This is a genomic window from Labilibaculum antarcticum, assembly GCF_002356295.1.
GTDB classification, from domain to species: domain Bacteria; phylum Bacteroidota; class Bacteroidia; order Bacteroidales; family Marinifilaceae; genus Labilibaculum; species Labilibaculum antarcticum.
Genome location: NZ_AP018042.1, coordinates 222,442 through 234,406 on the forward strand (window position 1 = coordinate 222,442; position 11,965 = coordinate 234,406).

Sequence of the window (11,965 nt, forward strand, 5' to 3'; positions counted from 1 at the left end):
AGATATTAACTATGGCAAAATCAAATTCAACGAAAGGAATTATTGGAATTCTAACAGGTGGTGGTGATGTCCCTGGATTAAATCCCGCTATTCGTGCTGTCACCATTAGAGCAATTCGGGAAGGTTATCAGGTAATCGGTATTCGCAAAGGGTGGAGAGGTTTAATAGATATTGTACGCGATAAAAAAGCAGACAATAGCGAAAGTTACATAACATTAAGTGAAGAATTGGTAAACAAAGTAGGAAGAACTGGCGGAACATTTCTTCACACTTCAAGAGTGAATCCTTCAAAAACCTCAAAAGATAGAATTCCTGCTCACCTTAAAGACAAATACGATAATGATGTAAATGATTTAACCGAAGAAGTTCTTGCTAATTTGGCTTTTCTAAACATCGATTATTTAATTCCAATTGGAGGTGACGACACTTTAAGTTATGGGGTTCGTTTATATAAGGAAGGCTTTAAGGTAATCGCCATTCCTAAAACAATGGATAACGATGTTCCTGGTACTGATTATTGCATTGGATTTAGCACCTGTATTACACGTACTATTTCCTTAACACACAGCCTAAGAACATCTGCCGGATCGCATGAAAGATTACTTGTATTGGAAGTTTTTGGTCGCTATGCAGGATTTACGGCAATTCTACCTACACTTGCTGGTGCAGCAAACAGATGTGTGATCCCAGAACACGATTTTAACATGGAACGCTTAACTGAATTAATGATACAAGATCGCTTCTCGAATCCAAGCCATTATTCGGTAGTGCTCATTTCGGAAGGAGCCAGCATAGCCGGGGAAGAAATGATTTTTCAGGATGATATTAGAGACGATTATGGACACAAAAAACTGGGTGGAATTGGCGACAGAGTTTCAGAACACCTAAAACGATTATCGCCCCAATACAACAATTCAAAGCCAATTAATGTTATCAATCAAAAGTTAGGATACATGGTTCGCTGTGGCGATCCTGATGCTATCGATTCGATTGTTCCTATGGCATTTGGAAATCTTGCACTAGATTTAATTATTAAAGGTGTTCATGGCCGATTAATAACACTTAGAAATGGAAGATATGATAATGCTCCAATAGATATCGTTACTAGTTCTAAAAAATTAGTTGATGTTGATCGATATTACAATGTTGATCGCTTAAGACCAAAATACAACAGTTTCGAGATGCAACCACTATTTTTAATGACTGGATTGTAAGAAGAAAAATGTTTAGTACATTGAGAGACCTTTCGCTATCGGAAGGTTTCTATTTTTAAAAGAACCTACCAACCATTTTTTGAATCATTTTATTAATTATTGATTTCACTATCTAACTTATCATGCTGGAATACAACATTTTAGGCATTCAATTACTTGAATGGATTGGCTATGCCGCTTCGGTATTAGTTTTAGTTTCTTTAACAATGACTTCAATTGTAAAATTGAGGTGGTACAATTTAGCAGGAGCTATTCTTTTTTCTACTTATGGATTTCTAATTGGCTCACTACCTGTCGGAATAATGAATTTCCTTATTGTTTGCGCAAACGTGTATAACCTACAGAAAATGTACAAACGCAAAGAAGACTTTAAAATAATTGAGATAAAGGAAAATGACGAATTATTAATGCATTTTCTTGACTTTTATAAAAGGGACATTAAGAGTTTCTTTCCAGATTATAAAATGGAAAAAGGACAATTGGGAATGTTCGTACTGAGAGATATGGCAGTTGCAGGAATTTTCATCGGATCTAAAGACCAATCCGGATTACGAATTGAATTAGATTATGCTTTACCACAATATCGCGACTTTAAAGTAGGGGTTTATTTATACAATCAATTGAGTAATATTTTACACAAACACAATATCGATTCTGTTTATTGCGATACAAAAATGAATCTAATATATATGGAAAAAATGGGATTTGAACCATCCGAGAAAGATGGCAAATCCATCATGCAAAAAACATTAAAAAAATCCTCATAATAAGTTAAGCCCAAATGTTGAATGCAACATTTGGGCTTTTTTTATTCTTCTAATTTAATGGCATCTTCCGAGCCATTATCCTTTTTTCGTCCTGCCTCCTTTAAGGCTTTATTCAAAATCCATTCTATTTGCCCATTCGTACTACGAAATTCATCAACAGCCCACTTTTCCAACACTTTGTACATCTCAGGATCAAGACGCAGAACAAATGATTTCTTTTTTGCCATAATTAATCAATTATTGATACAACGTTCCGGTATTTACTACTGGAGTTACATCTTTATCGGAACAAAGTACCACCATCAAATTACTAACCATAGTAGCTTTCTTATCCTCATCAAGATCAACAATATTCTTTTGTGCCAATTGATCCAAAGCCATATCAACCATACTTACAGCACCTTCAACAATTTTAAAACGTGCTGCAACTACTGCCGTAGCTTGCTGACGACGCAACATAGCACCTGCAATTTCAGATGCGTACGCAAGATAGTTAATCCTTGCTTCCATGACTTCAATCCCTGCAATCGCTAATCGATCCGTCAATTCGCTTTCCAATAATTCACTTACATTATTTCCACCCGAACGTAAGGTAATCTCAGCCTGTTCATCCTCAAAATTATCATACGGATACGAACCAGCCATATGTCGAATAGCAGCCTCAGACTGAATATTTACAAAATGTTCGAAGTTATCCACATCAAAAGTAGCTTTGTAAGTATCACGAACTCTCCAAACTAAAACAACTCCGATCATAATTGGATTTCCAATTTTGTCATTCACCTTTATTGGATCACTATCCAAATTTCGGGCTCTCAAACTCACTTTCTTTTTTACCATAAATGGATTTACCCAAAAGAATCCATTAGTCAGTATGGTTCCCTTATATGCTCCAAACAGCACCAAAACAGAGGTTTCATTTGGGTTAACAATTGTAAAACCAGGTATACAAGCAATAATCAAAGGAATAAAAATAACGAAAAATGGATTCCTTACCATTAGTAATCCGCCTATGCCAATTACTAACAGAGCAAGGACAATGAAAACCATTAAAAATCCTGATTTTGCAGAATAACTCTTTTCTTCTCTCATAATCATTTATTTTGATATCATTTTGATATCAATATACGTCTTTTTTTTGAATCTGAAAATTTTGGAACAAAAAAAACCGGAGCATATGCCCCGGTTTATTTTTAGTTTAATAAGATTTCTGCAATATCTGGAAATTTCAGATTTACATTTTTTGTGGATTGACGAAATCCCAAAATACGATGAAGAAGATTTGTTTTTGACTCTACTTTGAATCTGTCAAGATATTCAGGCAATTCAGCAGATTCAAACACATCAGAATTTGCAAGCCGATCCATAAGCGAAATCATTTCTTGTCCGGTATTTTTACGATCAAAATTTAAAAGAGTATAAAAATCTTTCATAGGCAAATAATTATTTCTATTTCCCTATTAACGCTTTAAATTCTACTTTAGTATTTAAGCATGAAAAAGACTCAAAAGCGATCACTTTTCAGTCTTATAAATACATCTATTATTAAAACGTCAAACTCATATTTCGATCTTCAATTGTTTTTCGCATATTAATTAGAGCATAACGCATCCGTCCTAATGCAGTATTAATACTAACATTAGTCTGGTTCGCAATCTCTTTAAAGCTCAAACCTTTATAATGTCTAAGAATTACGACTTCCCGTTGATCATCTGGTAGTTCGTCAACCAAATTACGGATATCAGAATGAATCTGATTTCGAATTAATTCATCTTCGTAGGTTTCCTCACAATATTTTGCTGAATTGAATATATCCAATTCATAATCATCTTTCGAAAAGGTTTTATTTTGCTTTTCTTTTCTAAAATGATCAATAATTAAATTGTGAGCAATTCTTAGCACCCAAGCCAAAAATTTCCCATTGTCTTGATATTTCCCCAAACGGAGAGATCGGATTACCTTTATAAAGGTATCCTGAAATAAGTCCTCGGAAAGCTGATGATTTTTTACGATTAGATAAATATAGGTATATACTCTGTCCTTATGTCGGATCACAAGAGTATCAATACTATCATCGTTACCATCAATGAATTGCTTAACGAGATCATAATCAGTAGGATTAATCTTTCTCAATTTCACAGCTATTTAATAAAACAGTGTAAAGTTAATCTATAAGCAAGGTCTCCTTTATTATTGATGATTACTAAATATTCCTAATAGTATGCAAGAAACTAATTTTTAATGAGATTTGAAAATGTTTAGAAGTTAAATATCTTTGTAGATTCGATTTTAGTAAACTTATAAGAAACCTAATCTATGATCGGATTACAAATATGGCAGACAAGAATTCAGAAAAATACATCTATATAAAAGGGGCAAAAGTTCATAATCTAAAGAATATTGACCTTAAAATTCCTCGAAATAAGTTTATTGTTATCACTGGCCTTTCAGGATCAGGGAAATCCTCTCTGGCATTTGATACACTTTATGCCGAGGGACAGCGAAGGTATGTTGAAAGTTTATCATCCTATGCAAGACAATTTTTAGGACGAATTGACAAACCAGAGGTTGATTTCATTAAAGGAATACCACCTGCAATCGCAATTGAACAGAAGGTAAATACAAGAAACCCTCGTTCAACTGTTGGTACTTCGACTGAAATTTACGATTACCTAAAACTTCTTTTCGCAAGAATTGGGAAAACCTACTCTCCCATTTCGAATGCAATTGTAAAAAGGTACACCATTACCGATGTTGTGAAATTTATTCTTAGTCAGGATGAAGGTATTCCGGTAATGATTTTAGCAGAAATTCGCAATGGAGATCGAAATAAAAAAGAACAGTTGGAAGTTTTATCTCAACAAGGATTTTCAAGAATAGAAAGTAAAGGTGAAATCCACAAAATTTTTGATGCAATTGAAAACCAGGATCTTCTTCAAAAAGATGAGCCCATACATATTGTGATTGACAGAATACGGGTTTCTTCTGATGAAGATACTCAAAACAGAATAGCTGATTCCCTGCAAACTGCATTTTACGAAGGAAAAGGAGAATGCCTTCTTTCTATCGATGGCAGTACTGATTACAAATCTTACTCGAATCGTTTTGAGGCAGACGGTATCGTATTTGAAGATCCAAATGTGCACACCTTCAGCTTCAACAATCCAGTTGGTGCCTGCCCAACCTGCGAAGGTTTTGGTAAAGTAATCGGTATCGACGAAGATTTGGTTATTCCTAACAAGACTCTTAGCATATACGATGATGCTGTTGTATGCTGGAAAGGTGAGAAAATGCAGGAATGGAAAAATAAACTAATCTATTCTGCTGACAAATTCGATTTCCCAATTCATCGTTCTTATTTTGAACTAAACGAAGAGGAAAAGCTACTACTATGGAGCGGGAATAAGCACTTTAAGGGTTTGAATGATTTTTTCAAATACCTGGAAGCTAAACAATATAAGATTCAATTTCGGGTGATGTTATCTCGTTACCGAGGAAAAACGATATGTCCTGACTGTAGAGGGACCCGCTTGAAAAAAGAAGCTGGCTACATTAAAGTAAATGACAAAAATATTCAGGATTTGGTTTTAACGCCATTGGATGAACTCAGTGTTTTTTTCCAGAATTTACAGCTGGATAAAACAGATGAAAAAATTGCCAGTAGATTACTGGTTGACATTAAAAACCGTATTAATTTCTTATCGGATGTTGGTTTGGGTTACCTAACACTGAATCGATTGTCTAGTAGCTTATCCGGAGGAGAATCACAACGTATTAATTTAGCAACATCACTAGGTAGTAGTCTTGTTGGCTCATTATACATTCTCGACGAACCGAGTATCGGCCTTCATTCGAGAGATACTGAATTACTTATTAAAGTTTTGAGGCAATTACGTGATTTAGGAAATACGGTTATTGTTGTTGAACACGATGAAGATATTATTTTGGCGGCAGATGAACTTATCGACATAGGCCCCTATGCTGGCAGACTAGGCGGTGAAGTGGTATTTCATGGAGATCTTGAGCAGTTAAAAGAGTCCTCGGAAAGTTTGACTGCGCAATACATATCAGGCAGAATGATGATTCCGGTGCCAGCCACCCGAAAAAAATGGAATAATTACATTGAAATAATTGGTGCAAGGGAGAATAATTTAAAAGGCCTAAACATTAAATTTCCACTGAACATCATGTCTGTAATCACCGGCGTTAGTGGATCAGGAAAATCTTCGTTGATAAAGACAATCTTGTATCCTGCCTTAAAGAAACATTACGGCGGTTATTCCGATAAAAGTGGTCATTTCGATACTATAAAAGGAGATTTGCATCTAATTCGGGATATTGAGTTTGTTGATCAGAATCCAATTGGTAAATCTTCAAGATCGAACCCTGTAACTTACTTAAAAGCGTACGACGAAATCAGGAAACTATTTGCCGACCAAAAAGCCTCTCGATATAGCGGTTTTAAACCTTCACATTTCTCTTTTAATATTGATGGCGGCAGATGTGATGAATGTCAAGGAGAAGGAATTATTAAGGTAGAAATGCAGTTTATGGCTGATATCTACTTACAATGTGAAAGCTGTAAAGGACAAAGATTTAAAGATGATATTCTGCAAGTTCGATACAATCAAAAGAATATTCATGATATTCTGGAGATGACTGTAAATGAAGCCACAGAATTCTTTTCCGAAGGAAAAAGCACTACCGAAAAGAAAATCGTTCAGCGAATACAACCATTAGTTGATGTTGGATTGGGCTATGTGAAACTAGGACAATCATCCAGCACATTAAGCGGTGGCGAAAGTCAGAGGGTGAAACTAGCTTCCTTTTTAGCTAAAGAAAAAGCAGAACCTTGTCTATTTGTATTCGATGAGCCAACTACAGGATTGCATTTTCATGATATTCATAAATTAATGGATGCATTTAATGCCCTAATATCAAGAGGACACACCTTGATTATTATTGAACACAATATGGAAATAATAAAATGTGCCGATTGGTTAATCGATTTAGGCCCTGAAGGTGGAATTAAAGGAGGTGAAATTGTTTTTGAAGGAATTCCGGAAGATGCTATTAATTGCTCTGCATCCTATACAGGGAAATATTTAAAAGAAAAACTAACTAAAAAAGGTTCCATTTAGGAACCTTTTTTTATAATTTCATTCCAAATAAAATAGAAACACAACCACTTTCTAATTTTAATCCTGTGGGTTCTTCTTTAATAAAATCCAATGATATAACCAGTGTTTTAGCCTCATCCAGTTCAAAATCAAAATGATCAATATAATTACTTTCCTCATTATCAAAAATCAGATTTTGATCCGAGTCGGTAATCTTAAAATGAATTTTTGGCATGTGCTCTTCACCACCCACTACGATCCTGTATTCTTGCCCCGTAAAAAAAGCTTTATGCAATTCTACCTCTTCTTGCTGATTTAAAAAAACACCATTGTAATTTCCATCGTGAACGTAATTTTCAAGCTTTGGTTTGCAATTTGTTTTTGCAAAATCCCGGCACTGAGAAGTCCCTACCTGAATAGAAACAACGAATACAAACAAAGTAGATAGTAAATAATATTTCATATTTAAATACTGTATGTTTAAATCTTAAATTAATTCCGTATTAATGCACTAGATATTCTCTTATATCACCCACTTTCGCAATTAGTTGTACAAATACTAATCCATCAACAGAATCAATAAATTCTTCATCCTCTTTCTTGTCTGTATTTTTAATACTTATCTCAAATAATTTCTCCAATTGCAATATATCGAGATAAATGGGTTTAATAACAGGGTTTGACTGATTGTCTCGTAAAACAGCTTTAATACTCTCAAGAGACAACTTCTGATCTAAAATTTGTTTGATTAATTCATGATGCGATTTATCCCTTGGATTAACACTTTGAGTCGCTATATACATACTTTCCACCCATCCACCAATTAGCATCAAAGTGGCTAGTGAATATCTGTCTTGCTCACGTAATTGTTCGTTTGACTCCATATAAATCTCCGAAATAATATCAACAATGAGTTCTTTATTCGTCACATTATTTTCAAGTAAGCGAACCTTATCTTGTTCAACTGTTCTTAACACACCTAATGATTCTGCAAGATTCCTAGACACATTAATATACTCCATTGAAATTTGATATTGCTCGTTCAAACTTGCATAGCTTAAATCAGCGCAATACACCCCAAGTGCAATTGCTCTAGATGGACTAGTAGAATATCCAGCTAAATTCTCGGTTTTATTCAGTAAATCTTCCCTAAAATGGACTCCTGTTTTTTTTATCAGCAATGAAATTTCAATTGGACTAGGCAGAATAAAGAAAATTCGTTTAATCTTTTCAGAATTCTCCTTCATTAACTGATTCTCCAGCAAATCCCCCTCAGATACTTGCTCTTTATTTTTTGATGAAAACAAATTGCACGAATTGAACAGTAGTAAAATACAAAGACTCCAAATAATTTTTCTCATAGAATCTGGTCTGAAGATTAATATATCTCTTTCGAAGAACTTAAATTACAATTTTTCAGGAAACAACCGACGCTTTTTTCAATAATATTTCACAATAAACAATGAAAAAGCAAATAATCATTTGGACTTTAACTTGCTCGAACCGACAATAAATCCGGCGAATACCTTGAATTTATCATAGGATTCATTTAAGAATTCTATGGATAAAATAGTTACGTATAAAAAACTTTTATACCATTCCATCGCAATGCTCTTCTCAAAGAGATACTGCCTGATAATCAGAAATATACCCATAGATAAGACAAATATTAAACCGGTGATTTTTTGAAGTAATAAAAACGAATAAAAATTGCTAATTTTGCATCGAATAAATCAACAATTTAATGAGCAATATTAGTAAAAAGGATTTACACAACGCTATAATCTTAGGGCTTAACTCTACGGATGATAAAGTGGTACTCGATTCAATCAATCAATTACGAAAAGATGGAAAATCAGAAGATATTACACTTCTGTTGGATCTAATGATTTCCAATTCCGGAAGGGAGATACAATCAACGATCCACAGTTTTCTTGCCGATTTAAAAAATCAGGACACTGATAAGATTATTATAAAAGCAATCGGGGATGATAAATACATTGCGATTAGAAAGATTCTAATTGCAATTTGTTGGGAAGCCAGCATTGATTTCTCTAAGTACATTTCAACTTTTGTCGATTTGGTAATTGAATCGGATTTTGAAATTTCATTTGAAGCTTTTACAGTTATCGAAAATCTAACAGAGAAAATATCGGAAGAAGTTAAACCGACAGAGATGGCTAAACTTAAAGATGCCATTTCAGGAGCATCTCCTGAAAAAAAGGGACTAATTCATGAAGCAATTCATATAATTGAACAACTATAAGAAAAGAAAAAGCCGCTTTAAAAGCGGCTTTTGTTTTTTATATTAAAACGTCTTTTTCATTATTCGAAAAGTATTTCATAAACTGTGCTCTTTCATATAAGCCCGGATCCTCAATACTTCCATAATTTAAGCTGCCGCGAAATTCACCAACGGTCTTAAATTCTTTTCTTACCATCCATTTTGTAATATCTTCCAAAATAGTTGTGATTTGATCAAATCCATGCTCATATACTGTGGAACAAATCTGAACAGTTGTGGCACCTGCCAATAATTGCTTTATTGCGGCTTCTCCATTATGAATTCCGGTAGAGGCCGAAATATCAAGACCTTTAATTTTATCTGATAACATACCTACCCAACGAAGAGATTTACGAATATCACTTGCAGAGCTCAAAACCTCAGCGCTTGTAATTTTCATTTTCTCAATATCAATATCGGGCTCATAAAATCGATTAAACAACACCAAAGCATCTGCTCCATCAGCATTTAATCGATCAGCAACAGAAAACAGATTAGTGAAATAAATCCCAATTTTCATTGATATTGGAATATTCACTTCCTTTTTAACTGCATTAAATATATTAAAATATAATTTTTCGTATTCAATAGAACTCATGTTTCTATCGTTAGGAACGATAAACGCATTTAGCTCAATAGCATCAGCTCCGGCTTTTTCAATTTCCTTAGCAAAGGAAGTCCAATCCGATGAAGAAATACAATTAATACTTGCAATTACGGGAATCGAAACGGCTTCCTTCGCCTCCTTAATAAGAGTCAAGTAATTTGAAATAGAATTCCCTTTAATGTAAGTATTAATATAATCTTCCGCCTCAGGATAACTCCTATTTGCAGGATCTTTACCAATCAGATTTTTTGTTTCGTTGCGAATCTGTTCTTCAAATAAAGACTTTAAAACAACAGCACCAGCTCCTTTTTCTTCAATAATTTTAATTTTTCTTACCGAATTTGTAAGTCCGGAACTGCTAACAATTAAAGGATTCTTTAATTGTAATCCCATATAAGTGGTTTCAAGATTAATCATGCTATTTTGATTTTTTTTATGTTTTTTCAATCGTTGACAAACAAATATAGTAATTTGAAAGAGATATGTACATCCAAAGTACTCACTTAACCTATTAAAATACTTAGATTTTAATATCTAGATCCAAATATACTACTTCCGACCCTAATCATGGTACTTCCTTCCTTTATTGCGAGCATATAATCACCCGACATTCCCATTGAAATTTCCTTAAACTCTTCTTTATTTATAAAAAACCAGGATTTCAAACTTTCAAAAATAAATGCAAGACTTCGAAATTCTTTTCGGATAAGGTTTTCATCATTGGAATATGTAGCCATTCCCATTACACCAACAATTCTAATTGATTGTAACGACTTAAAATCTTCCGAACCTAGAAGTGTTTTTGCTTCCTCTAAATTTAGCCCAAATTTTGTTTCTTCCGCAGCAATATGAAATTGTAACAAGCAATTAATAACTCTATCGTTCTTCTCTGCCTGTTTATTAATCTCTATCAATAATTTAATACTATCAACTGCGTGGATAAGTTGCACAAATGGAGCAATATACTTCACCTTATTAGTCTGAAGATGACCTATAAAATGCCATTCTATATCTTTAGGAAGATCCTTGTATTTTTGTGCTAATTCCTGTGGTTTGTTCTCACCAAAAACACGGTAACCACCTTCGTAGGCTTCAATGATATCTTCCTTTGGTTTGGTTTTAGATACAGCCACTAATTGTACATTAGAAGGAATTTTTTCAAGAATTGAATTTATGTTTTGAGATATACTCATGGCAAATTGCAGATTTTAAATTTCAGATTCAAAATTACAACTTTTATGGATTTAGATGTCTTATTTGGAGCTTTAATTATTTTCTGATAAAATAAAACCAACTCCATGTACATTTTCAATTTTTATATGAGTATCAAGTTTCAGATGTTTTCTTAATTTGGTGATAAAAACATCCAAACTTCGGCCCATAAAATAATCATTTTCGCCCCACACATTTACCAGAATATCTTCTCTTCGCAACACATTATTTTTATTCTGAAGCAATAGATACAATACATCACCTTCCTTTTGGGTAATGCGAGAAATCTCTCCATTAAAAGTAAGCGTGAGATTTGAATGATCGTAATTAAATTGGCCAATAGTGAATACTTGCTCTTTTGCTTCGGTGGCTGTATTTACCCGCTTTAATACAGCATTAATTCTGCGTACTAACTCATCCTCATCGAAAGGTTTTGTGATGTAATCATCTCCTCCCAAATCGAATCCTTTTAATTTATCTTCCTTTAAAGATTTTGCGGTTAAAAAAATAATGGGAATATTTTGATCTATTTTACGAATCTTTTTTGCCAGAGTAAAACCATCCATTTTTGGCATCATGCAATCCAGTAAGCAAATATCAAATTTCGAGTTAGAGAAAGACTCAAATCCCATCTCCCCATCTCTCGCCAGACTAACCGAAAAACCTTCCATTTTCAGGAAATCATTCAAAATGATTCCTAGATTAGGATCATCTTCAACTAGTAATATATTTTTTGAATCAGAATTAGTCATAAAACAATT

13 protein-coding genes are annotated in these 11,965 nt (G+C 33.7%); 4 read left to right on the forward strand and 9 right to left on the reverse strand.

Translation table 11 applies throughout. The features are described 5' to 3' along the window. Positions 1 to 11: 11 nt before the first annotated feature. Positions 12 to 1,214, forward strand: a complete 1,203-nt coding sequence (locus ALGA_RS00795; RefSeq protein WP_096427489.1) for a 6-phosphofructokinase — start codon at positions 12 to 14, stop codon at positions 1,212 to 1,214. A 122-nt stretch (positions 1,215 to 1,336) separates the two neighbouring features. After that, a complete protein-coding gene (locus tag ALGA_RS00800) occupies positions 1,337 to 1,981 on the forward strand; it encodes a YgjV family protein (protein WP_096427490.1) in 645 nt (214 codons plus the stop codon). 41 nt (positions 1,982 to 2,022) lie between these two features. Here ALGA_RS00800 and ALGA_RS00805 read toward each other — a convergent pair whose 3' ends face one another. The 4 genes from ALGA_RS00805 to ALGA_RS00820 form a co-directional block, all read right to left on the reverse strand. Next, positions 2,023 to 2,208, reverse strand: coding sequence for an Arc family DNA binding domain-containing protein (locus ALGA_RS00805; RefSeq protein WP_096427491.1), 186 nt, complete (start codon positions 2,206 to 2,208; stop codon positions 2,023 to 2,025). A 10-nt stretch (positions 2,209 to 2,218) separates the two neighbouring features. Next, positions 2,219 to 3,073 (reverse strand): SPFH domain-containing protein, encoded by an 855-nt coding sequence (locus tag ALGA_RS00810; protein ID WP_096427492.1) that lies wholly within the window; start codon positions 3,071 to 3,073, stop codon positions 2,219 to 2,221. A 101-nt stretch (positions 3,074 to 3,174) separates the two neighbouring features. Further along, the gene (locus ALGA_RS00815) at positions 3,175 to 3,414 is read right to left on the reverse strand and encodes a hypothetical protein (protein ID WP_096427493.1); all 240 of its coding nucleotides are present in this window, start codon (positions 3,412 to 3,414) and stop codon (positions 3,175 to 3,177) included. A gap of 112 nt (positions 3,415 to 3,526) precedes the next feature. Beyond that, positions 3,527 to 4,114, reverse strand: a complete 588-nt coding sequence (locus ALGA_RS00820) for an RNA polymerase sigma factor (protein WP_394339907.1) — start codon at positions 4,112 to 4,114, stop codon at positions 3,527 to 3,529. Positions 4,115 to 4,314: 200 nt separating this feature from the next. On the opposite strand from ALGA_RS00820, the gene uvrA reads away from it, so the two are divergent. After that, the gene (gene uvrA / locus ALGA_RS00825) at positions 4,315 to 7,122 is read left to right on the forward strand and encodes an excinuclease ABC subunit UvrA (protein ID WP_096427495.1); all 2,808 of its coding nucleotides are present in this window, start codon (positions 4,315 to 4,317) and stop codon (positions 7,120 to 7,122) included. Between the two features lie 10 nt (positions 7,123 to 7,132). Here the strand turns inward: uvrA and ALGA_RS00830 are convergent, their stop codons facing one another. Beyond that, on the reverse strand, positions 7,133 to 7,564 hold the full coding sequence (locus tag ALGA_RS00830) for a hypothetical protein (protein ID WP_096427496.1): 432 nt from the start codon (positions 7,562 to 7,564) through the stop codon (positions 7,133 to 7,135). Positions 7,565 to 7,604: 40 nt separating this feature from the next. Continuing rightward, on the reverse strand, positions 7,605 to 8,462 hold the full coding sequence (locus tag ALGA_RS00835) for a hypothetical protein (protein ID WP_096427497.1): 858 nt from the start codon (positions 8,460 to 8,462) through the stop codon (positions 7,605 to 7,607). Positions 8,463 to 8,845: 383 nt separating this feature from the next. Between ALGA_RS00835 and ALGA_RS00840 the strand changes: the two genes are divergently transcribed. Continuing rightward, entirely contained in the window at positions 8,846 to 9,367 is a 522-nt protein-coding gene (locus ALGA_RS00840) for a hypothetical protein (protein WP_096427498.1), read from the forward strand. 37 nt (positions 9,368 to 9,404) lie between these two features. Here the strand turns inward: ALGA_RS00840 and ALGA_RS00845 are convergent, their stop codons facing one another. The 3 genes from ALGA_RS00845 to ALGA_RS00855 all read right to left on the reverse strand — a co-directional run bounded on the left by ALGA_RS00845 (position 9,405) and on the right by ALGA_RS00855 (position 11,956). Then, positions 9,405 to 10,409, reverse strand: coding sequence for a dihydroorotate dehydrogenase-like protein (locus tag ALGA_RS00845; protein ID WP_096427499.1), 1,005 nt, complete (start codon positions 10,407 to 10,409; stop codon positions 9,405 to 9,407). A gap of 110 nt (positions 10,410 to 10,519) precedes the next feature. After that, a complete protein-coding gene (locus ALGA_RS00850) occupies positions 10,520 to 11,185 on the reverse strand; it encodes a YggS family pyridoxal phosphate-dependent enzyme (RefSeq protein ID WP_096427500.1) in 666 nt (221 codons plus the stop codon). A gap of 72 nt (positions 11,186 to 11,257) precedes the next feature. Further along, on the reverse strand, positions 11,258 to 11,956 hold the full coding sequence (locus ALGA_RS00855) for a response regulator transcription factor (protein ID WP_096427501.1): 699 nt from the start codon (positions 11,954 to 11,956) through the stop codon (positions 11,258 to 11,260). Positions 11,957 to 11,965: the final 9 nt, after the last annotated feature.